This window comes from Sphingorhabdus sp., assembly GCF_044338195.1.
Classification (GTDB): domain Bacteria; phylum Pseudomonadota; class Alphaproteobacteria; order Sphingomonadales; family Sphingomonadaceae; genus Sphingorhabdus_B.
Window position 1 is genome coordinate 45,811 of sequence record NZ_JBIIMC010000010.1, and the last position, 24,795, is coordinate 70,605.

General features: G+C 56.6%; 23 protein-coding genes. 10 read left to right on the forward strand and 13 right to left on the reverse strand.

The annotated features are described in order from the left end of the window. Positions 1–24: 24 nt before the first annotated feature. The 8 genes from accD to ACIQZK_RS04690 all read right to left on the reverse strand — a co-directional run bounded on the left by accD (position 25) and on the right by ACIQZK_RS04690 (position 8,968). Complete coding sequence (accD, locus tag ACIQZK_RS04655; protein ID WP_397575112.1) at positions 25–879, reverse strand: acetyl-CoA carboxylase, carboxyltransferase subunit beta; 855 nt, start codon at positions 877–879, stop codon at positions 25–27. Positions 880–1,029: 150 nt separating this feature from the next. Beyond that, complete coding sequence (trpA, locus tag ACIQZK_RS04660; RefSeq protein WP_397575113.1) at positions 1,030–1,812, reverse strand: tryptophan synthase subunit alpha; 783 nt, start codon at positions 1,810–1,812, stop codon at positions 1,030–1,032. Positions 1,813–1,867: 55 nt separating this feature from the next. Then, a complete protein-coding gene (gene trpB / locus ACIQZK_RS04665; RefSeq protein ID WP_397575114.1) occupies positions 1,868–3,109 on the reverse strand; it encodes a tryptophan synthase subunit beta in 1,242 nt (413 codons plus the stop codon). After that, positions 3,096–3,737 (reverse strand): phosphoribosylanthranilate isomerase, encoded by a 642-nt coding sequence (locus ACIQZK_RS04670; protein ID WP_397575115.1) that lies wholly within the window; start codon positions 3,735–3,737, stop codon positions 3,096–3,098. Before ACIQZK_RS04670 ends, trpB begins: the two co-directional genes overlap by 14 nt. Positions 3,738–3,817: 80 nt before the next feature. After that, the gene (pyrF, locus tag ACIQZK_RS04675; protein ID WP_397575116.1) at positions 3,818–4,492 is read right to left on the reverse strand and encodes an orotidine-5'-phosphate decarboxylase; all 675 of its coding nucleotides are present in this window, start codon (positions 4,490–4,492) and stop codon (positions 3,818–3,820) included. Beyond that, positions 4,489–4,794, reverse strand: a complete 306-nt coding sequence (locus ACIQZK_RS04680; RefSeq protein WP_395635684.1) for a hypothetical protein — start codon at positions 4,792–4,794, stop codon at positions 4,489–4,491. The genes pyrF and ACIQZK_RS04680 overlap by 4 nt, the downstream gene beginning before the upstream one ends. Before the next feature lie 104 nt (positions 4,795–4,898). After that, positions 4,899–6,209, reverse strand: coding sequence for an adenylosuccinate lyase (gene purB / locus ACIQZK_RS04685; RefSeq protein ID WP_183940414.1), 1,311 nt, complete (start codon positions 6,207–6,209; stop codon positions 4,899–4,901). Between the two features lie 143 nt (positions 6,210–6,352). Beyond that, complete coding sequence (locus ACIQZK_RS04690) at positions 6,353–8,968, reverse strand: TonB-dependent receptor plug domain-containing protein (protein WP_397575117.1); 2,616 nt, start codon at positions 8,966–8,968, stop codon at positions 6,353–6,355. A gap of 210 nt (positions 8,969–9,178) precedes the next feature. Between ACIQZK_RS04690 and parC the strand changes: the two genes are divergently transcribed. Continuing rightward, complete coding sequence (gene parC / locus ACIQZK_RS04695; RefSeq protein ID WP_397575118.1) at positions 9,179–11,506, forward strand: DNA topoisomerase IV subunit A; 2,328 nt, start codon at positions 9,179–9,181, stop codon at positions 11,504–11,506. Positions 11,507–11,695: 189 nt separating this feature from the next. Here parC and ACIQZK_RS04700 read toward each other — a convergent pair whose 3' ends face one another. From ACIQZK_RS04700 to ACIQZK_RS04715, 4 genes are read right to left on the reverse strand one after another with little or no spacing between them, the layout of a single operon-like run. After that, the gene (locus ACIQZK_RS04700; protein ID WP_397575132.1) at positions 11,696–12,922 is read right to left on the reverse strand and encodes a CCA tRNA nucleotidyltransferase; all 1,227 of its coding nucleotides are present in this window, start codon (positions 12,920–12,922) and stop codon (positions 11,696–11,698) included. Next, positions 12,922–13,497 carry a CoA pyrophosphatase gene (locus ACIQZK_RS04705; RefSeq protein ID WP_397575119.1) on the reverse strand — a complete coding sequence of 192 codons (576 nt, stop codon included), beginning with the start codon at positions 13,495–13,497 and terminating at the stop codon, positions 12,922–12,924. Before ACIQZK_RS04705 ends, ACIQZK_RS04700 begins: the two co-directional genes overlap by 1 nt. Continuing rightward, positions 13,494–14,045, reverse strand: a complete 552-nt coding sequence (locus ACIQZK_RS04710; protein WP_397575120.1) for a DUF1285 domain-containing protein — start codon at positions 14,043–14,045, stop codon at positions 13,494–13,496. Before ACIQZK_RS04710 ends, ACIQZK_RS04705 begins: the two co-directional genes overlap by 4 nt. Before the next feature lie 38 nt (positions 14,046–14,083). After that, the gene (locus ACIQZK_RS04715; RefSeq protein WP_397575121.1) at positions 14,084–14,563 is read right to left on the reverse strand and encodes a GNAT family N-acetyltransferase; all 480 of its coding nucleotides are present in this window, start codon (positions 14,561–14,563) and stop codon (positions 14,084–14,086) included. A 171-nt stretch (positions 14,564–14,734) separates the two neighbouring features. Between ACIQZK_RS04715 and ACIQZK_RS04720 the strand changes: the two genes are divergently transcribed. Next, positions 14,735–15,595, forward strand: a complete 861-nt coding sequence (locus ACIQZK_RS04720; protein ID WP_397575122.1) for a DUF1499 domain-containing protein — start codon at positions 14,735–14,737, stop codon at positions 15,593–15,595. Positions 15,596–15,610: 15 nt separating this feature from the next. Here ACIQZK_RS04720 and ACIQZK_RS04725 read toward each other — a convergent pair whose 3' ends face one another. After that, a complete protein-coding gene (locus ACIQZK_RS04725) occupies positions 15,611–16,744 on the reverse strand; it encodes a PQQ-dependent sugar dehydrogenase (RefSeq protein WP_397575123.1) in 1,134 nt (377 codons plus the stop codon). A gap of 187 nt (positions 16,745–16,931) precedes the next feature. Between ACIQZK_RS04725 and rimP the strand changes: the two genes are divergently transcribed. The 8 genes from rimP (at position 16,932) to rpsO (ending at position 24,750) form a co-directional block, all read left to right on the forward strand. Further along, complete coding sequence (rimP, locus tag ACIQZK_RS04730) at positions 16,932–17,492, forward strand: ribosome maturation protein RimP (protein WP_183940434.1); 561 nt, start codon at positions 16,932–16,934, stop codon at positions 17,490–17,492. Between the two features lie 4 nt (positions 17,493–17,496). Next, complete coding sequence (gene nusA, locus ACIQZK_RS04735) at positions 17,497–19,140, forward strand: transcription termination factor NusA (RefSeq protein ID WP_397575124.1); 1,644 nt, start codon at positions 17,497–17,499, stop codon at positions 19,138–19,140. A gap of 31 nt (positions 19,141–19,171) precedes the next feature. Next, complete coding sequence (locus ACIQZK_RS04740; RefSeq protein WP_397575125.1) at positions 19,172–19,828, forward strand: DUF448 domain-containing protein; 657 nt, start codon at positions 19,172–19,174, stop codon at positions 19,826–19,828. A gap of 21 nt (positions 19,829–19,849) precedes the next feature. Then, positions 19,850–22,384, forward strand: coding sequence for a translation initiation factor IF-2 (infB, locus tag ACIQZK_RS04745; protein ID WP_397575126.1), 2,535 nt, complete (start codon positions 19,850–19,852; stop codon positions 22,382–22,384). 29 nt (positions 22,385–22,413) lie between these two features. Beyond that, positions 22,414–22,818, forward strand: a complete 405-nt coding sequence (rbfA, locus tag ACIQZK_RS04750) for a 30S ribosome-binding factor RbfA (protein ID WP_183940442.1) — start codon at positions 22,414–22,416, stop codon at positions 22,816–22,818. After that, positions 22,818–23,399: a thymidine kinase gene (locus tag ACIQZK_RS04755; RefSeq protein ID WP_397575127.1), complete on the forward strand. Its 582-nt coding sequence runs from the start codon at positions 22,818–22,820 to the stop codon at positions 23,397–23,399. The genes rbfA and ACIQZK_RS04755 overlap by 1 nt, the downstream gene beginning before the upstream one ends. Before the next feature lie 141 nt (positions 23,400–23,540). Next, complete coding sequence (truB, locus tag ACIQZK_RS04760) at positions 23,541–24,464, forward strand: tRNA pseudouridine(55) synthase TruB (RefSeq protein ID WP_397575128.1); 924 nt, start codon at positions 23,541–23,543, stop codon at positions 24,462–24,464. A gap of 16 nt (positions 24,465–24,480) precedes the next feature. Further along, positions 24,481–24,750, forward strand: coding sequence for a 30S ribosomal protein S15 (rpsO, locus tag ACIQZK_RS04765; protein ID WP_183940457.1), 270 nt, complete (start codon positions 24,481–24,483; stop codon positions 24,748–24,750). Positions 24,751–24,795: the final 45 nt, after the last annotated feature.

Below are 24,795 nucleotides of genomic sequence, written 5' to 3' on the forward strand. Positions count from 1 at the left end.
AGACTGAGATTGGTTGTCGTCTAATTAAGCCGCCTTCTTCTCTGGCGCGAGGTAGCCGACGAGCTGCGACAATACGCCGCGCAGGTCGTGGCGGTGGGTGACCATGTCGATCATGCCATGTTCCAACAGATATTCGGCGCGCTGGAATCCTTCGGGCAGTTTTTCCCGAATTGTCTGCTCGATTACCCGCTGTCCGGCAAAACCGATGAGCGCGCCGGGTTCGGCAATTTGGACATCGCCCAGCATCGCGTAAGACGCAGTAACACCGCCGGTGGTGGGGTCCGTAAGCACCACGATGTAGGGCAGTCCGGCATCATGCAGCATTTGAATGGCGACAGTCGAGCGAGGCATCTGCATCAGGCTCAATATGCCCTCTTGCATGCGTGCGCCGCCTGCGGCGGTAAAGATGATGTAAGGGCATTTGTCGCGGATCGCGGCCTTTACAGCGTCGATGAACGCCTCACCAACCGCCATGCCCATGGAACCGCCCATGAAGGCAAAATCCTGAACACTGACAACAACCGCTTGGCCGTCGATTTTGCCACGCGCGCTCATCATCGCGTCTTGCTCACCCGTTGCGTGGCGGGCGGCTTTAATCCGGTCGATATATCTCTTGGTATCTTTGAACTTCAACGGGTCTTCGCCGACAACGGGTGGCTTAAGCACATCGTAGCTGTCGTCATCGAACAAAGCAGCAAAGCGTTCGGCGGGGCCAATGCGGCCATGATGGTCACATTTTGGGCAGACAGACTGGTTTTCCTCAAATTCCTTGAGGAAGATCATCGCCTGACAGCCCTTGCACTTGTGCCAAAGTGTTTCTGCCGTTTCGCGCTTGGCGATGAAGGGGATGGCGTTGCGGACGCGGGTGACCCAGTTCATGTTTTCTGTCCCTGTAAAATACGCAGTGTAAAATATACCGTAGTGCTGAGCCTGTCGAAGCACGCTTCCCAGGCAAAAGCTACACCCGAGAGGCGCCCATCGACGGACGCAGTCGCTGGGCGACCGCTGCTCAGGGCTTCGGTTTTGTAATCAGCCACGCGCCGAAATGATAGCCGATTTCAACGAAGCCACATAATCGCGGACGGGACCAGCGGCGTTGACGCCATGTGTGGCGACGAGTTCGACGATTGCGGAACCAACGACAACGCCATCGGCAACGCGCGCGATGTTGGCGGCTTGTTCAGGGGTGCGGACGCCAAAGCCAACCGCGATGGGCAGGTCGGTGTGCGCCTTTAGCCGGGCCACGGCCTCATCAATGCTGGTCTGCGCCGCGACTTGCAGGCCGGTGATGCCGGCGACCGACACATAATATAGAAAGCCAGATGCGCCATTCAGGACGGCGGGCAATCGCGCGGTGTCTGTGGTGGGTGTTGCGAGGCGGATGAGGTCAATACCCGCGCTGCGCAAGTCAGGGCCAAGCTCCGGGTCTTCCTCAGGCGGAATGTCGACGCAGATGACGCCATCAACGCCGGCTTTATTGCATTCGGATGCGAACCAGTCACCGCCACGGATCGTCATCGGATTGGCATAACCCATCAGCACCAATGGCGTGTCTGGATGGCGTTTGCGGAAGGCTGAGGCGAGGGCGAAGATATCCGCCGTCGTGGTGCCAGCGTCCAGGCTGCGGATGTTCGCTTCCTGAATAACAGGGCCGTCGGCCATCGGGTCCGTAAACGGCATGCCAAGTTCAATGACATCCGCGCCACCTGCGACGAGTGCATCGAGATTGGCGGCAGTGTCACCGTCACCTGCGGTGATGAAAGCGACGAGCGCGGGGTGTGGCTTGGAAAAGGCGGTGGAGAGGCGGGTCATGCAACCAACCTTTTGTTATCCTGAAACAAGTTCAGGATGACGAAAGTCGAGCCGTTCATATCGACGTCCCCAAAGCCTCAGCGACGGTGAAAATATCCTTGTCACCGCGGCCACAGAGGTTGGCGAGGATGATCTGGTCACGGTCCATTTTCTTGGCTTCGCGTTCAACCGCTGCAATGGCGTGGGCTGGCTCCAGCGCGGGAATGATACCTTCTGTTCGGCAGAGCAATTGGAATGCGGCAAGCGCCTCAGTGTCGGTCACACTGTCGTAACGAACACGGCCAATTTCCTTGAGCCAGCTATGTTCCGGGCCAATGCCGGGATAATCGAGACCAGCCGAAATCGAATGCGCTTCGGCGATCTGGCCATCTTCGTCTTGCAGAAGGTAGGTTTTGTTGCCGTGCAAGATGCCGGGGCGGCCGCCCGCAAGGCTCGCGGCATGTTCCTTCTCAAGCCCATGACCCGCCGCCTCAATACCAAGCATTTCCACGTCTTTGTCGTCCAAAAATGGGTGGAACAGGCCAATGGCGTTTGATCCGCCGCCAATGGCTGCGACCAACAAATCGGGCAGGCGATTGATGCGCGACAGCATTTGTGCGCGCGCTTCCTTGCCGATCACGCTTTGGAAATCGCGGACCAGTTCGGGATAAGGATGCGGGCCAGCGGCCGTGCCAATGATGTAGAATGTGTCGTGGACATTGGCGACCCAGTCGCGAAGACCTTCGTTCATAGCGTCTTTCAACGTACCTGCGCCGCTGGTGACCGGAATGACCTCCGCGCCCAGCAGGCGCATGCGGAATACATTGGGCTGCTGCCGTTCAATGTCCTTTGCGCCCATATAGATGAAGCAGGGCAGGCCAAAACGTGCGCAGACGGTTGCCGTGGCAACGCCATGCTGGCCAGCGCCGGTTTCTGCAATAATTCGCGTCTTACCCATGCGGATGGCGAGCAGTATCTGGCCAATGCAATTGTTGATCTTGTGCGCGCCGGTGTGGTTCAGCTCGTCGCGTTTGAACCAAATTTGCGCGCCTTTGCCTTCGGGTGCGTTCTTGCGGACTTCCTCCGTCAGGCGCTCGGCATAATATAATGGCGACGGGCGGCCGACATAATGCTCAAGCAAGTCGTCGAATTGCGCTGCAAATGCAGGGTCTTGTTTCGCCGCGCGATATTCGCGTTCAAGGTCGAGCACGAGCGGCATAAGCGTTTCGGCGACATAGCGCCCACCGAACTGGCCGAAATGGCCGCGATCGTCGGGTTGGTTGCGGAATGAGTTTGGAGTGAGTTCAGCTGTGGTCATGGTTGCGGACCGCTTGGCAGAAGGCCGCAATCTTGTCCATATCCTTGATGCCTGGCGCGGATTCAACGCCAGACGAGGTATCGACCAATATCGCACGTGTTTGCCGCAGGGCTTCACCGACATTGTCCGGGTTCAGGCCCCCGGCAAGGCCCCAAGGCAGCTTGTGTTTGTGTTCTGTAAGTAAGGACCAGTCGAACCGCGTGCCCGTGCCGCCGGGCAATGCTTGGGCCGGCGCATCAAACAGGATGAGGTCCGCTGCGCCTTCATATTGGTCCGCATCTTTAAGCGTTGCCGCATCCTTCACGCCAAAGGCTTTCCAGATTTCAATGTCGACTGCGCTTTTTAAAACGCGCAAATATTGATGCGTTTCCGATCCGTGAAATTGCACGATATCGGGCTTAACCACTTCGATTGCCTTGGCAGTGCAGCCCGGCTCGGCATTTACGAGCAGCAGGACGACCTTTACACCGGCGGGCGCGCGCATCCGCAATGCGGCGGCTTGGTCAAGCGCGACATGTCGCGGGCTTTTTTCGAAATGGACAAGTCCAACATGCGTGGCGCCAGCTTTTGCTGCCGCATCAATGCTTGCCTCGTCTTTCAGGCCACAGATTTTGATTTGCGTTTGCATGGCAGCTAACTAGCGAAGCCGAAGGCTTCCGTCATGCTGAACTTCGCCGACCGCTGGTGATTTTATGCCAGCGCCTTGCGTTACAACGTACCCATAATGGCCCGTGCAGCATCTTCCGGGCTTTCGGCCTTGGTAATGGGCCGTCCGATAACCAATATGCTAGCGCCGTCGTCGCGTGCCTGACGCGGGGTAACTGTGCGTTTTTGATCTGCGCTGGTGCCGCCCGCGGGACGAAGACCCGGAACAACGAAAAACCCGTCCTTCCAATTCTTTTTAACCGCCTTCACTTCATGGCCCGAGCATACGATGCCATCCAGTCCGGCTTCCTGCGCCAATGCCGCCAGTCGAGCGACCTGAAGGTCTGCGCTGTCGGACACGCCGACGCGGTTAAGGTCATGGTCGTCGAGGCTGGTCAAAACCGTGACGGCGACGACTTTAGTATGGGCGCCGGCCGCTGCCTTGGCATCTTCCATCATCGCGCGGCCACCGGTGGCGTGGATCGTGACGATGGCTGGCTCCAACGTGTTAATAGCCTGCATCGCCTTGGCAACTGTATTGGGAATGTCGTGCAGTTTCAGATCAAGGAATATCGGGAGGCCGAGCTTTTGCACTTCGTGCACGCCGTGATGTCCGTTGGCACAGAAAAATTCGAGGCCAAGTTTAATCCCGCCGACTTGGTCTTTAATGCGCCGCGTCAGTTCTAGCGCGTCATCCAAATAAGGGGTGTCGATTGCGACGAAAATCGGGTTGGTCATATCGTATCCACAGCGGCATAGGCAGGGGGAGGAGAGGCTGGCGGCGGAGGCGGCAGGGCCGAGCCGCGTTGGTTCGCCTCAAGCGTCATTATGCGCTTTTTCAGGCGCCACATCTGCGTAAGGTGCACGAAATACAGCGGCAAAAAACCAATGAGAAATGCCGCAATGACCAACGCGGGCAATTTGGTATCAAGGCGAAGGCCACCCCATAGGCTGACCGACACCGGCACCCAGTTATTGGTCGCAAACACGATAAGCCCGATAATGATCGTTACCCAAATGAGCATCTTCAAAAATCGCATCGGTCCGCAGCTCCTTCTTATCTCACTACCTTATGGCAAGTTTAACCCTTTGGGTAGCGCTATCCACTAGCTTTGCCGCCGCGCATTTTGGCAGCGGCTAAGGCTTAGCCAAATACGCGTTCGAAAATGGTGTCGATATGTTTGAAGTGGTAATCAAGATTGAACCGGTCTTCGATTTCTTCGGCAGACATTTTCGCAGAAACATCTGCATCGGCCTTCAAAAGCTCCATGAGCGATTCTGCGCCGTCGGATTCCCAAACCTTCATCGCGTTGCGTTGAACGATGCGGTAGCTGTCCTCACGGCTGATGCCAGCCTGCGTGAGCGCCAGCAGCACGCGCTGTGAATGGACAAGGCCGCCCATGCGGTCGAGATTCTTCTGCATGCGTTCAGGATAGATCAACAGCTTATCAATGACGCCCGTCAGTCGGCCAAGGGCGAAATCGAGTGTGATGGTTGCGTCCGGCCCGATATAGCGTTCGACGCTTGAGTGACTGATGTCGCGTTCATGCCACAAAGCGACATTTTCCAGGGCAGGTGTCACATAGCCGCGCACCATACGGGCAAGGCCAGTCAGGTTTTCCGTCAGCACTGGGTTGCGCTTGTGCGGCATGGCGGAGCTGCCCTTTTGACCCGGCGAGAAATACTCTTCAGCCTCAAGAACCTCGGTGCGTTGCAAATGGCGCACTTCGGTTGCGAGGCGCTCGATCGACGAAGCGATGACGCCCAGCGTTGCGAAATACATGGCGTGGCGGTCACGCGGAATGACCTGCGTTGATACAGGTTCAATCGCGAGGCCAAGCTTTGCCGCAACATGCGCTTCAACGCCCGGGTCGATATTGGCAAAGGTGCCGACTGCGCCTGAAATGGCGCATGTCGCGATTTCGGCGCGGGCGGCCACAAGGCGTTCACGGCCACGTGCGAATTCCGCATAGGCTTGCGCAAGCTTCATGCCGAAGGTGACGGGTTCAGCGTGGATACCGTGGCTGCGGCCAATCGTTGGCGTAAATTTGTGCTCCATGGCGCGCGTCTTAATCGCAGCGAGCAAAGCATCCATGTCCGCGAGCAAAAGATCGGTCGCTTGCGTGAGCTGTACTGCAAGGCAGGTGTCGAGCACATCGGAAGATGTCATCCCCTGATGCATGAAGCGGGCTTCGTCGCCCACTTGCTCTGCTACCCATGTCAGGAACGCGATAACATCATGCTTTGTGACAGCCTCAATCGCGTCAATGGCAGCAACATCAATAGCTGGATTGGTGTCCCACCATTTCCAAAGCGCTTGCGCGGCAGAGGCAGGAACAACACCGCGTTCGGCCAGCGCATCGGTGGCATGTGCTTCAATTTCGAACCAAATGCGAAAGCGGTTTTCAGGTTCCCAAATCTTCACCATGTCGGGGCGGGAATAACGTGGGATCATATTGTTCGCTTTCTGCTGCTATCGGGAGTCGTCGCCCCGTTAGCAGGCGCACCGCAAGGCGTCAAAAATGACGCGCCTGAAGCGCACAAAAAAGAAGGGCGCGGGTTTTACGCCGCGCCCTTGCTCATGAAAAAGCGATAAGTTTAGAAGTCGATAGAGACACGACCGTACAAAAACCGTCCGCTGAAACCGAATGGCGACTGCGAGCTGTAAGGCAGGAATGAGTTGTTCAAGCCATAGCTCACACCATCAACCGTTCCGAATGGAAGGCGATCTGGATACACATCCAACACGTTGTTCGCGCCAAATGCAATTGAGACGGACTCAACTGGTTTGAAGCGGAACTCAAGGTCAGTAATCCATTTTGGCGACAGGAATATATCGCCTGGGACGATACCAGGGCCGATTGCGATGTTGCTATTGTTTGCCGCTGTCGAGAAGCCGCTTGGCAAGAATACTTCGCCGTAACGGTTCGTGCGCAGCGTCATGCCAAGATTGTTGTAATCCCAATCGAGCGTTGCGTTCAGCTTGTTTTTGGGCTGTCCGTCGGTCAGGCGATAGCTTTCCTGCCGTGCGAACAAGCGCTGTGCTGTGAAGCCCGAAAATACGCGGCGGTCGGTAATTTTGGTATTGTTCAAATTATACCCGACGCTGACGCGGAATTTGCCGAGGCCAAATTCTGGCACGCGGTAGCTGGCAACGATATCAAGACCTGTTGTGCGGGTATCGATACCGTTGATGAAAAAGCGTGCCGAGCTTACGCCCGTCACACCGGCTGACGTCAGCAACGCGAGAACGTCTGTACCTTGAAGGTTTTCGGTCAAGGTGATGCGGTCGTTGATTTTTATATTGTAGTAATCCGCAGTGATGCTGAGCCCGCTAATCGGCGTGAACGTAACGCCACCGCCAATGTTAACCGATTTTTCTGGCGTGAGCGGCTGTGCACCCAGCGCAACGGCCACAGGCGATGAAACCGGGAATGTCCCGATTTCGATGAGCACGCCGCCTACGTTGTTGGTCGATGTGGTTGCGAATGATTGCTGGGCGAGGCTTGGCGCGCGGAAGCCGGTTGAAATTGATCCGCGCAAAGCCACGCCATCAACGATTTCATATCGTGCGGCGGCTTTACCATTGATGGTATCGCCAAAGTCACTAAAATGTTCGTAGCGACCCGCCAATTGCATCGTTAAGCTTTCGGAGAGATCGGCATCGAGTTCGACGTAGCCCGCAAAGCTATCGCGCGAGACGTCTGTTGCGTTGGCAGGGCGGAAGCCCGGGAACACCTGCGCACCACCGGCGGCATTAAACGGCGCAGCCGAGAAAGGCCCGTTCACGTAGCTTTGAAGTTCTCCGGGGACGATTTTGTAGTTTTCGTTGCGATATTCGCCACCGACGGCAAGCGAAACGCTTTGGCCAATACCGATGTCCAAATCGCGGCGCATATCAAGGTTGATCGACGTCTGGCCTGAACGTAGGCCGCCAGCGTCAAATTCCCGCGCACTTACGGTGCCGCCCAAGGACGTGTTGACCGTATTTTCGATGTTATAATCCAGACGGTTGGACCCATAGACCACGGACAGGTCGTAATCCCATCCGCTCATGGCGCCACGAAGACCGGCCGCCGCAGAGATGTCAACGATTTCGCTGGCAATCAGGGGAAGGAAGCCATCTGCATAAATGGGCACAAAGGTCGTCGTAGACGCGGACCAATCGCGGTTGCGCACGTCCGCGGAACGGCGATAGAAACCAGCGCCATTACCTTCACGGATGCCATAGCTGCCGAAGGTGTAGAACTCTGCTGAGTCAGAGAATTCAATGCCGCCGTTAACAAAGAAGTTCAGATCCTTCGACACGCCGTCACCGTAACGGTGTGCGTAACGGTTGAAGGTTGCTTCGCGCGGATCACCTGCGTTGAAATAATTGCGGCGGATGTCCGGGCCCGAACGGTTGGTGGGTGAACGGTCCTTATATTCAGCCGTGAGGTTCACATAGCCGTTGTCGCCCAAGGGTAGGCCAAAGTTTGACGCTAAGGTGTATGTGTCACCATCGCGGCGTTTGCGGTCTTCGCCGGTGTATGTGATGACTGGGTTGTCCGTCAGACCAGTGGTCAACGAAACGGTATCAACCTGACCGACATCTTCCATTTCGGTAACATATTTGCCGAACGTTGCCTGCGCACGTCCGCCAATGCTCTTTTTCAGCTGAATGTTGATCACACCCGCAATGGCATCGGAACCATATTGTGATGCCGCGCCGTCACGAAGGACTTCGAGGCGTTCAATTGCGAGCGGCGGAATTGTGTTCAAATCAACCGCGGTTGATCCGCGACCTACGGAACCGTTTAGGTTGACCAACGCAGACTGGTGGCGACGCTTGCCGTTGACGAGCACGAGCACTTGGTCTGGCGCAAGTCCGCGCAAGGTCGCCGGACGAAGCGAGTCGGTGCCATCGGTCAAAGACGGCTGCGGGAAGTTGAATGATGGAACGAGTTGGTTCAGCAACTTGTTGGTTTCGGTTGTGCCGCTGTTCAGCAGCGCTTCGCCGGAGATGACATCGACGGGCACCGTGCTATCGGCAACGGTGCGGTCGGTCCGGCGTGTGCCGGTCACGATAATGGCATTTATACCAGTTGCCTCTTCAGCTTCGGCTGCCTGCGCGGAAGTATCTTGCTGTGCAAATGCTGGATTGGCTGCTGCCACGAAGAGCGCGGTGGACGAAACCGTCACTGCAAGTGCAGAAATTAACTTATATGTTTTCATGATCATCCCCAGTTTTGTAGGTATATTTCTACTAACGCAGATGAATCTGGCACTTTGTTACGCCCAATTCTAGCAAACTTGTGATTTATTACAATTTTGTTCCTAAAATGTGTCTTTATTGCAACGCAACATATGTGCCGAGCGCATTAAGCTGTGGATTGCTGAAATCGTTGCTTTGCGACGGCGGGTTCGCTCGCTATCGGGGCAGATATGTCTGACATAGTTGATGCTCCAGCAGAAGATCCATTTGACGCGATTGTCGACGCGCCGTTTGATGCGGCTTTGTCGGAACGCTATCTGATCTACGCCATGTCAACGATCACCGCGCGGTCGCTTCCTGATCTGCGCGATGGGTTGAAGCCTGTGCACCGGCGTTTGTTATGGGCAATGCGCTTGCTCAAGCTTGACCCGGCGAGCGGATATAAGAAATGTGCCCGTGTTGTCGGTGATGTCATCGGTAAATACCACCCGCATGGCGACCAGTCCGTGTATGACGCAATGGTCCGGCTCGCGCAGACCTTTTCGCTGCGTTATCCGCTGGTGGACGGGCAGGGCAACTTTGGCAATATCGACGGCGATAACGCGGCTGCTTACCGATATACCGAAGCGCGTCTGACGCGCACGGCCATTGAGCTCATGAACGGGCTTGATGAGAATGCGACAGATTTTCGCCCAACCTACAATGGTGAAGACGAAGAGCCCGAGGTTATGCCCGGTCTGTTCCCCAATTTGTTGGCAAATGGTGCAAGCGGCATCGCCGTCGGCATGGCGACCAGCATCCCGTCGCATAATGCGGCCGAAATTATCGACGCCGCCATGCTCCTCATTGATGAGCCACAGGCGCGTCACGAGCAGCTGATGGAAATCGTCAAGGGACCAGATTTTGCAACCGGTGGCGTGCTGGTAGACAGCCCCGCGGTCATAAGTGCAGCCTATGCGAGCGGTCGCGGTGCCATGCGCGTGCGTGCCCGCTTTTCAAACGGCTGGCAGGACAGCGAGAAATGCTGGGAGCCCACAGGCGTCGAAAAACTGCCCGGTGGCACATGGCAGCTTGTTGTGTCGGAAATTCCGTATCAGGTGCAAAAAGGCAAGTTGATTGAGCAAATCGCGCAACTGATTGCCGATAAGAAACTGCCGATTTTGGATGATATCCGCGACGAAAGTGACGAACGCGTTCGTATCGTGCTTGTGCCCAAAAGCCGCAATGTCGATCCCGAAGATCTGAAAAACGCTTTGTTCCGCCTCACGGACCTTGAAACGCGCTTTTCATTAAACATGAACGTGCTCGATGCCGACCGCACACCAAAGGTCATGGGCTTGGGTGAAGTTCTGTTGCGGTGGTTGAAACACCAGATCGAAGTGCTGGTGCGCAAATCGCAACACCGGCTGGAAAAGATCGATAGCCGCCTTGAATTGCTTCAAGGTTATATCATTGCGTTCCTGAACCTTGATCGCATCATTGAAATCATCCGTAACGAAGATGAACCAAAGCCCGTTATGATGGCTGAGTTCCAGTTGAATGACCGGCAGGCCGAAGCGATCCTCAACATGCGTTTGCGTTCGCTCCGCCGATTGGAAGAAATGGAGCTTCGGCGTGAGCTTGAGGGCTTGGAAGCGGAACGCGAAGAACTGGTGAAGCTTATCGAAAGCCCGGCGCGGCAGAAGACGCGTTTGAAAAAAGACCTGACTGCGCTGCGCAAAAATTACGGTGAAGATACCGAACTTGGCCGCCGCCGCACAAGCTTGGAGGAAGCAGGGCAAGCGCGCGAGATTTCGCTCGAGGCATTTGTCGAACGCGAACCCGTCACGGTTATCATGTCAAAACGTGGTTGGATTAAAGCCATGAAGGGGCACGCTGACTTGTCTGCGCGCGCTGATTTCAAATTTAAGGAAGGGGATGGCCCCGCCTTTGCATTCCATGCGCAGACGACCGACAAAATCCTGATCGCAACAGCGAATGGCCGTTTTTACACCTTGGGTGCTGACAAATTGCCCGGTGCCCGCGGTTTCGGTGAACCTGTCGGCACAATGATCGACATCGAAACCGGAAACGACATCGTTGCAGCGTTTCCTGCCTTGCCAGATGGGCGGATGTTGCTCGCTGCTTCCACCGGCAAGGGCTTCATTGCGCGGATGAGCGACATTATCGCCGAAACCCGCAAGGGACGCGGCGTCGTCACATTGAAACCGGGTGCGAAACTTTCGGTCGTTCGCCTTGCTCCGGCAGAGTCCACAGACGAAGCGACGTTGAAGGACCAATATGTTGCCGTAGTCGGCGACAACCGCAAATTGGTGGTCTTCCCATTGAGTGAAATTCCCGAAATGGCCAAGGGGCAGGGCGTTACCTTGCAGCGTTATAAGGACGGCGGCCTTGCAGACGCGGTCTGCTTTAAGATGAGCGAAGGGCTCAGCTGGGCAATGGGCGGCGATAGCGGCCGGATGCGCACGGAAAACGATATGTCGTTGTGGCGCGTGGCGCGGGGCGCAGCGGGTCGCCTTCCGCCGCAAGGCTTCCCAAGGAATAACCGCTTCGATTAGGTTTAACGAAAATTAACCACGCACGGCGTGAACATCATTTACAATCACTGTGCTTAACGCCGCGTAATGCTGAGCGATAGCCTGCCGGCTTTTGCAGCCGCATCGGTTTTGAAGAGCAGGTGGACGCCGCCTTGGCTGTTCCGTTGGGCAGGGCTATTATTATGCGCGCCCTTTGCCTGAAGATGCTGCTTATGCCTTTTTGGCCGCTGACATGGCTGCCTCGACAAGCTGAAGCGCCAATTCGGACTGGCGGTCCGAAAGCGGGAAATCCTCGGCAACCCAGTTGGCTTCCAGCTCTTGCAGGGTTTTTGCCACGAGTGGGCCAGCGGGCAATCCCATTTTGATTAGATCGCCGCCTTTGATGTGCATGATGGGGCTATCCCAATTGTCCAAGCGGGCCAGGCAAAGCGGCAGCGCATTGTCGTCGGCAAACAACATGGCGACATCGCGCGCGGCGTCATTATCAAAACGATAGGCGATGGCGCGGATATTGCCTTGCGTCGGCGCGCCAGCGTTCAAACGGTTGGCGAGATTTTCGCGCATTTTGTTCGACAGCTTGAGCCGTGCTGCCACTTTGTCGACCGCGACAGGGTCCGTCACCAATATGCTGAGCAGCCGGGCAGGGAGCGAGAGCGGTTGATTGAGCAACTGCTCCCTGCGCACGAGCCGTTGCAATCGATCGTGGGCATCGCTGCACAGTTCGGGAAGAAATGGCGCGAAAATGCCATTGTCGATCATGAGACCGACAGACGCGGCTGGGTTTTTGAGCGACAGCAACCGGGCAAGTTCCTGCGCAATGCGCTCGCGTGACAGCGCCGTCAGCCCGTGCGCACCTTGCGCGCAGGCATGGATTGCGTCCGCATCCACCGGACCGCTGCCAAATCGGGCAAGAAACCGGAAATACCGCAATATCCGCAGGAAATCCTCGGCGATCCGCTGCGTCGCGTCGCCGATGAAGCGCAGGCAGCCATTTTCGAGATCGCGTAAACCGCCGAAATAATCGAAAACCTCTCTTGTTTGGGGATCAGCATAGAGCGCGTTGATCGTGAAATCCCGCCGTGCGGCATCCTCCCGCCAATCGGTTGCGAAAGCCACCGTCGCACGCCGGCCATCGGTGGAGACATCGCGGCGTAAGGTGGTGATTTCGTAATTCTTGCCGTCCACGACCGCAGTAATCGTGCCATGGTCCAGCCCCGTCGGAACGGCTTTGACGCCGCCAGCTTCCAATCGGTCCATGACCGTTTCGGGCAACAATGCGGTTGCAATATCAACGTCCGAAACGGGTAGACCCAACAATGTGTCACGCACGGCGCCGCCAACATATCGCGGGCCACCATGGGTATCGGCCAGCAGCGCCAGCACCTTTTTCAGGCCCGGTGCCTGTTGCCATTCCGCGTGAGGAAGCTGTGCCACAATCATGTCAGCCGCCGTACCAGATTGGCGATTATCCCCGCCGTTACGCCCCATATCCGCCGTTCGCCCCATTGCATGTCGTAATAGCTACGCTGCTGCCCATTCCAGTTTGCCTCTTTCTTGATGGAATTGGCAGGATCAAGCAGAAACGCAAGCGGGACTTCAAACCATTCTTCAACCTCTTGCGGATTGGGCTGAAGCTCAAGGTCGGGCGGAATGATGCCAACAACAGGGGCAATGCTGTACCCGCTGCCTGAATAATAGGTGTCGGCCACGCCGATCACCTCGACACGGGCTGGTGGTATGTTCAGTTCCTCTTCCGCCTCACGCAATGCGGCAAAGATTGAATTTTCGTCGGTATCGTCCACCTTGCCGCCGGGAAATGCGACTTGGCCTGCGTGGCTGCGCAGCCATGTCGGGCGCTGGGTGAGAATAACGCCCGGTTCTGCGCGGTCTGTTATCGGGATAAGCACCGCAGCGGCACGGTGTTGCACCGTGTCACCCAAATAGCGCTCATCCTCAATCTCGATATCCAGCGCGGGGTCGAGCGCCTTATGAATGCGGTGCCGCCAACTCATGCAGGCGCCATCAAGCTGAATTGCGCACCTTTGCTGCAGATCGTGATACCTTCGGGGTCATCGGCAAGCGCAAGGTTGGCAAGTTCGTAGTAGACGGGCCGAGCGAGCTTTGCCCAAAGCCCGCCGCGCACATGCAAATAGGGCAGGCCATTGCGCATTTCGATGGCGTGGCCGGCATCTGCGAAGACTAGATCGTCGCTGTTCAATCGGAACGCGAGGGTCCGACCTTTGCCTTCGCCTTCACTTTGCAGCTCAACCGCAATGAAGGGCGCATCATCGACCGCAATGGACAGCTTTTGTTGTGGGGTGACAAGCCAGTGCTTTCCGTCGGCGTCACATAATAACAAACTCGAAAAAGCCCGGACCATTGCTGGGCGCTTGATCTCACCGCCCTGATGATACCATTTGCCATCGGCAGCGATGCGTATTTCGCTGTCGCCTGTTTGTTCAGGCGTCCAGCTTTCGACCGGCGGCAGTTTTCGCGCCGCCACAAGTTCGGCAATATCCGAAAGGCTTAGTTTCGCGAGATCAGGGGCTTCATAAGGCATGGACTGGCGATACGGCGAAAGCGGACGGTCGTCAAAGCTTAGTCGGCTGGACCAAGTGCGCCATGTTCAGGCAAGGCCAGCATTGCCGGGTTGCGTAGCAAAAGTCGGCGTGGCTCCCACGGGCCGGGCAAAGTCCAACCCGATGTGCGTTCAGCGGTAAATCCAAATCGCCCATAATATTCAGGGTCGCCAATCATCACCAACGGTGCATCGTTGGCCTGCATGGCGTCGAGCATCAGCTGCATGAGCCGTGTCCCAATGCCGGCATTCTGACGGTGACTGGCGACCGCGACCGGGCCGACCAAAACTAACGCAGCGTCGCCGACACGTATCGGCCAACATTGAACGCTTCCCACCAGTTCATCGCCGTCCAAGATGCCGAGCGACAAATGGTCAATGGCCTGCATGCCCTTACGCAGCAGATAAGCGGTGCGTTGATGGCGGTCGAGGCCAAAGGCATCATCCAGCAGTGCGTCTACAACGCCATCGGCAAGGTTCGAGAGGGCCGTTGCGTGCATGATTAATCAGACAAGAGGGATGTTGGACGAAACATATGCGGCCCCCTGTCATTGCAGCCAGCATTTGTCCAATCGATTATCGATGATGTTAACATATCATCTTGGCAAATTGCGTTTGGTTGGAACATCGTTTAGCCTGCACCAGTCGCAATATGCTGCGCAGGAGAGAAAATGGTGAACGATCAAGAAATCCCTCAGGATACCAATAATGCGCAAGCATCTCCGGCCTCCCCGCAGCCCGGCGAGCCCGTTCTTAAGAAGATCGACTATTGGGGTTATGTTGTCCTAGCCGCTGGCGTTGGCGCGCTCTTGTGGGGGCTTGTGTCGGCCGTTGGAACCGGTTGGGGTTATTGGGAATATACATCTGGATTGAAGGGCGTGGCCGGGGCGTTTTTGCTGGGCCTTGGCGCGATATTGATCGGCGCAGTGCAAGGCTGGCGCGTGCGTAAAGCTATCAACCCGCCACCGCGTGCGCGTCGATGGATTGGTATGCTTGTTGCGCTCCTATATGTGGGATGGGTTGGAACGTTTTTGATGAAGGCATTGACCGTGCCTGCGATCCACGATGTCTCGACGGATTTGGCAGACCCCCCGGCATTTCAGACCTTGACCTTGCGCGCCGACAACCTCGACAATATTCCCGGCGCTGATGATAAAGATATGAGGGGCCTCACACCTCTGCAACGTTGGGCACTGGTGCACCAAAAAGCTTATGGCGATATTCGCTCGGTACGCAGTAATGACCCGGTTCCCGTGGTTATCGCCAAGGCGGAACGTCTTGCCAAAGCGCGCGGTTGGGACATTGCTATATCGTTACTTGAGGAAGGGCACCTTGAGGCAACCGAGACCAGCGCGTTCTTTCGGTTTAAGGATGATGTGGTGCTGCGCGTTCGTCCCTCTGAAACCGGCGAGGGCAGCATTGTCGATATGCGATCGGTCAGCCGGGTCGGGATAAGCGATCTGGGTATGAATGCGAAGCGCGTCCGCTCGTTTCTTGCGGACCTTACAGGAACAGTAACGGCGGCGCCTTAAGCGCCGCCGCACGGTTTACTTCTTTGGGGTTAGCTTCAACAGACGGCCCTGCGATCCGGCACGCTCGTCCTCAAGCAGCCAGATGGCGCCGTCTGGACCCTGTTCGACTTCACGAATGCGGGCGTCCATATTCCATTGGTCAGCCTTGGTCGCGTTCTCGCCATCCAGTTTTACGCGGACCAACGCTTTTGCGCCAAGGCCGCCTATAAATGCGCTGCCCTTCCAATCCTTGAACATATTGCCCGAATAAATCATCAGGCCGCCGGGCGAAATCGCAGGGTTCCAGGATAGCTTCGGCGCTTCAAAACCATCGCCCGCAGAATGGTCGGGTATGTCACGGCCGTCATAATGATTGCCGTTGGACACGGTGGGATAGCCATAATTGGCGGCTTTCCTGACAAGGTTTAGCTCGTCGCCACCTGCAGGTCCCATTTCCTGGTTCCACAAACGTCCCTGCGCATCAAAGGCGATGCCCAGCGGATTGCGGTGTCCATAGGACCAAATTTGCGATTTCACGCGGCCTTGGTCGTAAAAGGGATTGTCCGATGGCACCATACCGCCATCGGTCAGACGGACGATTTTGCCGAGATTTTGGTTGAGATCTTGGGCAGGATCGAATTTCTGGCGGTCACCGCTGCTGATGTACAGCATGCCGTCAGGTCCAAATGCCAAACGGTGTCCAAAGTGGCCTTGGCCCGAAACCTTTGGTTCCTGACGCCAGATCACCTGAACGTCGGATAATGTCGGCGCGTTACCTGAAAGATCGAGCTTGCCGCGCGCGACAGCTGCGCCAAACCCGCCTTCGCCTGCTTCGGCAAAGCTGATATAAACGAACTTGTTATTCGCAAAGTCGGGATGGAGAATGACATCACCAAGTCCGCCTTGCCCGCCATAGGCGACTGCGGGCACGCCCGTGACGTCGACAGCTGCGCTGTCCTTTTTCCAAAGCTTCAGCTTACCCTTCTTCTCCGTCACTAGCGCATATGGCGTGCCGGGAACGAATGTCATCGCCCAAGGCTCTTCAAAGTCCGCCATCACCGTGACATCGAACGGTTGGGATGTATTATCGGTGGGCGCTGCATCACTTACGGATGGCTGGCAGGCCGCTGCCAAAAAAGACGCGCCAATTAGGAATGATAATTTCGACATGTATACGTGCTCCTCAAATATCCGCTTAATGCAATTGGGTACTGACCGGTGGATATGCAAGAGGCTTGCATATAAGAGAGTTCCGCGCTATACGGCTGTCATCCTTACATTGTGAGAACTTGGAAGGGCTAGCGCCACTCGGTGCTGGCAGCCAGAAGCTTTGCATGCCGTACAAGAAAGACTGAATTTGCCTGACCTCAATACACTGACCGCGTTGATCGCACCCGAAGCAGAAGCGCTCGGCTTTGCGCTGGTGCGTGTCGCGTGGTTTGAAACCGGCGGGCAGGGCAGCGACGAGCCAACCTTGCAGGTGATGGCCGAGCGCCCCGATACGCGGCAGCTTGGCATCGATGACTGCGCGGCGTTGTCGCATCGTATATCCGACAAATTCGACGAGCTTGACCCAATTGTCGAAGCGTACAGACTTGAAGTTAGCTCGCCCGGCATTGACCGGCCTTTAACCCGCCTGGCCGATTTTACCGACTGGGCAGGCCATGAGGTGAAGGTGGAGCTGGCCGAGCCAATGGATGGACGCAAGAATATCCGTGGCGATATTGTTGGCGTCGACGGTGACAATATTCATGTCGATGACCGCAAATCCGGACGGCTGACATTCGCCTTTTCCAATATGGGCAGCGCCAAGCTGCTCTTGACAGACCGCCTGATTGCGTCGACTGCCCCCATCAACAGCGATGGGGCCGACGAAGTTGAGGCAGATCCCATTCACGACGAAGCACAGGAAGACTAAGAACATGGCTAACACGATTGCCGCGAACAAGGCTGAATTGCTTGCAATTGCCAATGCGGTTGCTGCCGAAAAGATGATCGACAAGGCTATTGTCATTGAGGCGTTGGAAGAAGCCATCCAGCGCGCTGCCCGTGCACGTTACGGCGCGGAAAATGACATTCGCGCGAAATTGGATACGCAGACCGGCGATCTTCGCCTGTGGCGCGTCGTGGAAGTTGTTGAAAATGTCGAAGATTACTTCAAGCAGGTTGACCTGAAGCAGGCAGACAAGTTGCAAAAGGGCGCCGTTGTTGGCGACTTTATCGTTGACCCGCTGCCAGCTGTTGATCTGGGCCGTATCGATGCGCAGTCCGCAAAACAGGTTATCTTCCAAAAGGTGCGCGATGCAGAGCGCGAGCGTCAGTTTGAAGAGTTTAAGGACCGCACCGGTGAAATTATCACTGGCGTCGTAAAGTCGGTTGAGTTCGGCCATGTTGTTGTCGACCTCGGTCGCGCCGAGGGCGTCATCCGCCGTGACCAGCAAATTCCGCGCGAAGTTGTCCGTGGTGGCGACCGCGTCCGGGCGCTGATCATGAAGGTGCAGCGCGAAAATCGTGGCCCGCAGATCCTTTTGAGCCGTGCGCATCCTGACTTCATGAAGAAGCTTTTTGCACAGGAAGTTCCTGAAATTTACGACGGCGTCATCGAAATCAAGGCCGCTGCGCGTGACCCCGGCAGCCGCGCCAAAATTGGTGTTATCAGCCACGATAGCAGCATCGATCCCGTCGGCGCATGCGTCGGTATGAAGGGCAGCCGCGTTCAGGCCGTCGTTCAGGAAATGCAGGGCGAGAAAATCGACATCATTCCATGGTCGGAAGATACAGCGACGTTCATCGTAAACGCGCTGCAGCCTGCGACCGTGAGCCGCGTTGTCATCGACGAAGAAGAAGGCCGCATCGAAGTTGTCGTTCCTGACGATCAGTTGAGTCTTGCCATTGGCCGTCGTGGCCAGAACGTCCGTTTGGCTTCGCAGCTGACCGGCCGTGGCATCGACATCATGACCGAAGCAGAATCGAACGAAAAGCGTCAGAAAGAATTCGTTGAGCGCTCCGAAATGTTCCAGCAAGAGCTGGATGTGGACGAAACCTTGGCGCAGCTTCTGGTTGCTGAAGGCTTTAGCGAACTTGAAGAAGTTGCTTATGTCGATCCGTCCGAAATCGCTGCCATCGAAGGCTTTGACGAAGGTCTGGCGGAAGAGCTGCAGAGCCGCGCACAAGAAGCGCTTGATCGCCGCGAGGAAGCCAACCGGACTGAGCGTCGTGAACTGGGTGTTGAAGACGCACTGGCGGAACTGCCCATTCTGACCGAAGCGATGCTCGTCGTATTGGGTAAGGCCGGCATCAAGACGCTGGATGATCTCGCTGACTTGGCGACGGACGAGCTGATCCAAAAGGCACGTGAGCCGCGCCGTAACGAACGGAACGACCGCGAAATGCGCCGCAATCGTACGGAAGATAAGGCTGGCGTCTTGGCGGTGTTCGGATTGTCTGAAGAACAAGGCAATGAAATCATCATGGCCGCACGCGCACACTGGTTCGACGACGAAGACAGCGCGCCAGCTTCGGATATCATAGAGGAGGACGCGGTTGCAGCGGACGACTCCCAATGAGAACCGACACTCCCCAATAAGGAAGTGCATATTGTCAGGTGAGCATGGGACTCGTGCCCAGCTCATCCGGCTTGCCCTCGGCCCCGATGGAAGCATCGCGCCTGATCTGTTTGCCAAGGCCCCGGGCCGTGGCGCGTGGATTGGCGTATCTGGCGAAGAACTGACAAAGGCGCAGGAAAAGGGCAAGCTTGCCGGCTTGCTACGCCGTGCCTTCAAAACCGACAAGATTGACATCATTGATGACCTGAGCGGGCGCATTGACCGCGGCCTTGAAAAGGCTTTTCTCGACCGGCTTGGCTTGGAAGCGCGTGCAGGGCACCTTATCTTGGGTGCCGAGAAGATCGATGCTGCATCACGCAGCGGGCAGGTTCGGTTGCTTTTGCATGCTGCCGATGCCAGCGCCGACGGCAGTGGCAAGCGCGACCAGGCGTGGCGCGTTGGAGAGGATGCCGAAGGCACCGGCAAGGGTGGTTTGAAACTGCCTGTTGACCGTGACGCATTGTCTGCAGCGCTTGGACGGTCAAACGCCGTCCATGTCGCATTGATTGACCAAAAAGCAGCGGAGAGGGTGATGTATCATCTTGGACGCTGGCTAAATTTCAAAGGATGCAGTAATGCGCCCCTCGATTCCGCAGCTTCGGTTGCGGACGTGCGGGGCCATATTTCTGACGTCTCCGCAATTGACTGAGTAAGGACGGGTTCTGTTTCGATGAGTGATGATACCAACAATAAACCGACATTAACGCGCAAGCCGCTCACTTTGAGCCGCTCGCTCGAGTCCGGTGAAGTCAAACAGACCTTTAGCCATGGCCGCACAAACAAAGTTGTTGTCGAGGTTAAGCGCAAGAAGCTTGTCGGTAAGCCCGGTTACGCGCCTGAGGCTGAAGTCGCTGCGCCACCTCCTCCTTCGCCACCACCCGCTGCGCCTGTCGCGGCCGCACCTGCGCCGGCTCCGGCTGCACCAGCGCCGCGTCCGACGGGCAATGACATGCTGAGCCGTCAGGAACGTCAGGCGAAGCTGCTTCGCGAAGCTGAAGAAGCGCGTTTGGCCATGCTGGAAGAAAGCAGCCGCCGTGAAGCCGAGCAGCGTGCACAGCGCACCGAAGAGGAGCGCCAACGCGCGCAAGCCAATCGTGAGGAAGCCGCCGCTCCACCACCGCCGCCAGCCGCTGTAGCGCCTGTTGAGCCTGAAATATTTGAACCTGTTGCGGAAGAAATCAACAACGATGGCGCAGCACCTGCGCCGCGTCGCTTTACACCCGTTGAAGCGCCTAAGCGCCCAGAGCGCGAGCGTGAAGAGATCAAAAAAGCGCCGCACCGCCCAACGCGCGGCGCAGCGGATGATCGCCGTCAGTCGGGCAAGCTCACCGTTACCCGCGCGCTTGAGGGCGATGATGGTGCGCGTGCCCGTTCCCTCGCTGCGCTGAAACGTGCGCGTGAAAAGGAAAAGCGTTTGCATGGCGGCGGTAACCGTCAGGCACAGGTCAAGCAGACCCGTGACGTGGTCGTCCCTGAAACAATCACCGTTCAGGAATTGGCCAACCGTATGGCGGAAAAGGGCAGCGACCTGGTCAAGGCACTGTTCAAAATGGGCATGCCCGTCACCATCAACGAGACTATCGACCAAGATACGGCGGAATTGCTCGTCGAAGAGTTTGGCCACAACATCACCCGCGTTTCCGACGCTGACGTTGACATCGTTCATGACGAAGATGTTGATGCCCCAGAAACGTTGAAGGCGCGTCCGCCTGTCGTGACGGTCATGGGCCATGTCGACCATGGTAAGACATCGCTGCTCGACGCCTTGCGCGGCGCAAATGTCGTTTCGGGTGAAGCCGGCGGTATTACGCAGCATATCGGTGCATATCAGGTGAAGACAAAGGATGGCTCGCTCATCACTTTCCTCGATACACCGGGCCATGAAGCGTTCACGCAAATGCGCCAGCGCGGTGCTTCGGTTACCGATATCGTCATTCTGGTGGTTGCAGCAGACGACGGCCTGATGCCGCAGACGATTGAAGCCATTAAGCATGCCAAGGCAGCCAATGTGCCGATGATTGTTGCGATCAACAAGATCGACAAGGAAGGCGCCAACCCACAGAAGGTGCGTGAACGTCTGCTTGAACATGAAGTCATTGTCGAAGCGATGGGCGGCGATGTTCAGGACGTGGAAGTCTCCGCGCTTAAGAAAACCGGCTTGGACGATTTGCTCGACAAGTTGGCGCTTCAGGCTGAAGTTATGGAGCTCAAGTCCAACCCTGATCGTGCGGCGGAAGCCGTGGTGGTTGAGGCACAGTTGGATAAGGGCCGCGGCGCTGTTGCGACCGTGCTGGTGAAGCGCGGCACGTTGAAGCGTGGCGATATCTTTGTTGTTGGCGCAGAAAGCGGCAAGGTCCGCGCGTTGATTAATGACAAGGGGCAGCAGGTGCCCGAAGCAGGCCCGGCTACGCCGGTCGAAGTGCTCGGCCTGACGGGTGTGCCATCTGCTGGTGACGTTCTGACCGTCGTGGAAAACGAAGCGCGTGCCCGCGAAGTTGCCCTGTACCGCAAGGAACAGTCAACGAAGGTGCGTACGGCGCAAGTCACGCCAAATCTTGAAAACCTGTTCGACAATTTGTCCGCGACGCGGGCGAAGGAATATCCTGTCGTTATCAAGGGCGATGTTCAGGGTTCGGTCGAAGCAATTGTCACTGCGCTCAACAATATCTCCACAGACGAGATCAAGGTTCGCGTTCTGTTGGCTGGCGTTGGCGGTATCACGGAATCGGATATGCTGCTTGCTGCCGCGTCCAATGCGCCGCTGATTGGCTTTAACGTGCGTCCGAACAGCAAGGCTGCGGCGCTTGCGAAGCGTGACCGGGTACGGTTGAAATATTTCGATGTGATTTATCATCTGACGGCAGACATCGCCAAGGAAATGGCGGGCGAGCTTGGTCCGGAAATCATCGAAACCGTCGTCGGACGTGCAGAGGTCAAGGACGTGTTCAAGTCCGGCAAGCGCGACAAGGCCGCTGGTTTGCTGGTCACCGAAGGCATCATCAAAAAGGGCCTTCATGCACGTCTTACCCGCGAGGACGTCATCGTGTCGAAAACCACGATTGCTTCGCTTCGCCGGTTCAAAGACAATATCGACGAAGTGCGTGCTGGTCTCGAATGTGGTGTCGTGTTGGCGGATACCAACGACGTCAAGGCAGGCGATATGCTCGAGGTCTTTGAAGTCGAGGAACGTGAACGGACGTTGTGAGCTTAGCTCGAACCTGAAAGGGGAGCTGTATGGCCAAACATAACGATACTGGTACCGAGGGCCGTTCCGTGCGGTTGCTGCGCGTAGGCGAACAATTCCGGCACATATTGTCGGAACTGCTCGCGCGCGGCGAAGTGCATGATGATGTGCTCAACAGCCACAGCGTCAGCGTGACCGAAGTGCGCATGTCCCCGGATTTGCGCCATGCAACGGCATTCATTAAGCCGCTGTTGGGCGCAAATGAAGAAAAGGTGCTGAAGGCACTGCGCACCAATACGGCGTTCTTTCAAAAGGAAGTCGCCTCGCGCGTGAGCATGAAATATGCGGCAAAGCTGAAATTTCTGGCCGATGATAGCTTCGACCAAGCCACGCATATCGAAGGCTTGTTGGCGCAGCCCAAGGTGCAACAAGATTTGACCGACGACGCAGAATAATGGCCAAGCTATATTTCTATTACGCGTCGATGAACGCGGGCAAATCGACTACATTGCTGCAGGCTGCATTCAATTATGGCGAGCGCGGCATGCAGGTGATGCTTTGGACCGCCGCTATTGATGATCGCCCGGGTTTTGGCGCTATCAGCTCGCGCATTGGTCTCGCTGGCGATGCAAGCCGCTTTGAAAGCGACACGGACATCGAAAACGCAGTCCTCTCCAAGCACGCAGAGACGCCGCTTGCGTGCGTGTTGATCGATGAAGCGCAGTTTTTGACCAAGCAGCAGGTTTGGCAGGCAGCAAGTTTGGCCGACAAGGCCGGTATTCCGGTCGTTTGCTATGGCTTGCGCACGGATTTTCAGGGCGAGCTTTTCCCCGGCTCCGCTGCATTGCTCGGCATCGCCGACAGCTTGGTTGAATTAAAAGGCGTGTGTGACTGCGGTCGCAAAGCGACGATGAATTTGCGCGTTGATGAGACCGGCAAAGCCGTTGTCGATGGCGCACAAACCGAAATCGGCGGTGATGATCGTTACGTCGCGATGTGCCGAAAGCATTTTAACGAGGCGCGTGGCCTAGGCTGACTTTTTATGTGCCGTTCATCCAGAAAGGCATATCGTCTGGCCTATGATGAAAAAAACCATGCTCTCATTGTTGGCCGCAGGCAAGGATGCTGCGGCGCCTTCAAATTGACTTGATGCTACACCGCGCCCTAAAGGGCGGGCATGCATGGCTGGATCATCCTTGATAAACCGCTTGGGCTGGGTTCAACGCAGGCCGTTGCAGCCGTAAAGCGCAACTTGCGCTCTGCCGGCTTTGGCAAGGTCAAGGTTGGGCACGGCGGTACGCTTGATCCGCTTGCCACCGGTGTTCTCCCCATCGCATTGGGTGAAGCGACCAAATTATGTGGCCGGATGCTCGACGCGTCCAAGACCTATGATTTTACCATCTGCTTTGGGACAGAGACCAGCGGCCTAGATGCCGAGGGCGAGATCGTTGCAACTTCGGACGTGCGGCCCACGTTGGAACTGGTGCAGCAAGCCGTGGCGCAGTTCACAGGGCCGATTGAGCAGATTCCGCCGGCTTATTCCGCGATCAAAATCGATGGCAAACGCGCTTATGATCTGGCGCGGGCAGGGGAAGTGGTCGAGATGAAGTCGCGGGCCGTGACGGTCTATCAACTCACCATCTGTCATGCTGAACCTGTTTCAAATCCAGTTCAGGGTGACGCGCTTTTGGGATCGGTCACCCTGACTGCCGACGTTTCCAAAGGCACGTACATCCGCAGCTTGGCGCGCGATATTGCCTATGCTTTGGGGACCGTCGGCCATGTCTCTATGCTGCGCCGCGTGCGTGCGGGGCCGTTCGCCCTGAATGGCGCGATTTCGCTGGACAAACTCAATGCATTCGGCCAAGGGGCAGCCCAAGAAGACATTATCTTGCCGATAGAGGCAGGGCTGGTCGACATCCCGGCTCTTGATCTCTCCCCGGAACAGGCAAGGGCGATCCAACAGGGTCGCGTCTTGACCGGGATTGCCATGAAAGATGGGCTACATTGGGCGAGGGACGCAGATTTGCGGCCTATTGCACTGGTGGAGAACATCGACGGTGCTTTGAAAACCGTCCGTGGCTTTAACCTAACTCTATGATGTTCGAAGGAAAAATATGTCAATTACTGCAGAACGTAAAGCACAGGTCATCAAAGAGCACGCACGCGAGCCAAATGATACCGGATCACCAGAAGTGCAGGTTGCAATCCTGACTGACCGTATCAATACGCTGACCAGCCACTTTAAAGACCACCACAAGGACAATCATTCGCGTCGTGGTCTTCTTCAGATGGTCAACAAGCGTCGTTCGCTTTTGGATTACCTGAAAAAAATCGATGGTGACCGTTACGCGGCACTCATCGCGAAGCTCGGCCTTCGCAAGTAACACAATCGTTCGGCCCGCCTCGGCGGGCCGGTTTCGTGTTGGGTT

What these genes read in the sequence shown, in the direction of transcription:
- accD (WP_397575112.1), bottom strand. Translation starts at nt 879, where the DNA reads ATGAACTGGGTCACCCGCGTCCGCAACGCCATCCCCTTCATCGCCAAG.
- purB (WP_183940414.1), bottom strand. Translation starts at nt 6,209, where the DNA reads ATGATCCCACGTTATTCCCGCCCCGACATGGTGAAGATTTGGGAACCT.
- ACIQZK_RS04720 (WP_397575122.1), top strand. Translation starts at nt 14,735, where the DNA reads ATGGTGAACGATCAAGAAATCCCTCAGGATACCAATAATGCGCAAGCA.
- ACIQZK_RS04715 (WP_397575121.1), bottom strand. Translation starts at nt 14,563, where the DNA reads ATGCACGCAACGGCCCTCTCGAACCTTGCCGATGGCGTTGTAGACGCA.
- ACIQZK_RS04710 (WP_397575120.1), bottom strand. Translation starts at nt 14,045, where the DNA reads ATGCCTTATGAAGCCCCTGATCTCGCGAAACTAAGCCTTTCGGATATT.
- rpsO (WP_183940457.1), top strand. Translation starts at nt 24,481, where the DNA reads ATGTCAATTACTGCAGAACGTAAAGCACAGGTCATCAAAGAGCACGCA.
- ACIQZK_RS04755 (WP_397575127.1), top strand. Translation starts at nt 22,818, where the DNA reads ATGGCCAAGCTATATTTCTATTACGCGTCGATGAACGCGGGCAAATCG.
- rbfA (WP_183940442.1), top strand. Translation starts at nt 22,414, where the DNA reads ATGGCCAAACATAACGATACTGGTACCGAGGGCCGTTCCGTGCGGTTG.
- ACIQZK_RS04690 (WP_397575117.1), bottom strand. Translation starts at nt 8,968, where the DNA reads ATGAAAACATATAAGTTAATTTCTGCACTTGCAGTGACGGTTTCGTCC.
- pyrF (WP_397575116.1), bottom strand. Translation starts at nt 4,492, where the DNA reads ATGACCAACCCGATTTTCGTCGCAATCGACACCCCTTATTTGGATGAC.
- parC (WP_397575118.1), top strand. Translation starts at nt 9,179, where the DNA reads ATGTCTGACATAGTTGATGCTCCAGCAGAAGATCCATTTGACGCGATT.
- ACIQZK_RS04725 (WP_397575123.1), bottom strand. Translation starts at nt 16,744, where the DNA reads ATGTCGAAATTATCATTCCTAATTGGCGCGTCTTTTTTGGCAGCGGCC.
- nusA (WP_397575124.1), top strand. Translation starts at nt 17,497, where the DNA reads ATGGCTAACACGATTGCCGCGAACAAGGCTGAATTGCTTGCAATTGCC.
- ACIQZK_RS04705 (WP_397575119.1), bottom strand. Translation starts at nt 13,497, where the DNA reads ATGAGTTGGCGGCACCGCATTCATAAGGCGCTCGACCCCGCGCTGGAT.
- trpB (WP_397575114.1), bottom strand. Translation starts at nt 3,109, where the DNA reads ATGACCACAGCTGAACTCACTCCAAACTCATTCCGCAACCAACCCGAC.
- ACIQZK_RS04670 (WP_397575115.1), bottom strand. Translation starts at nt 3,737, where the DNA reads ATGCAAACGCAAATCAAAATCTGTGGCCTGAAAGACGAGGCAAGCATT.
- infB (WP_397575126.1), top strand. Translation starts at nt 19,850, where the DNA reads ATGAGTGATGATACCAACAATAAACCGACATTAACGCGCAAGCCGCTC.
- ACIQZK_RS04680 (WP_395635684.1), bottom strand. Translation starts at nt 4,794, where the DNA reads ATGCGATTTTTGAAGATGCTCATTTGGGTAACGATCATTATCGGGCTT.
- trpA (WP_397575113.1), bottom strand. Translation starts at nt 1,812, where the DNA reads ATGACCCGCCTCTCCACCGCCTTTTCCAAGCCACACCCCGCGCTCGTC.
- truB (WP_397575128.1), top strand. Translation starts at nt 23,541, where the DNA reads ATGCATGGCTGGATCATCCTTGATAAACCGCTTGGGCTGGGTTCAACG.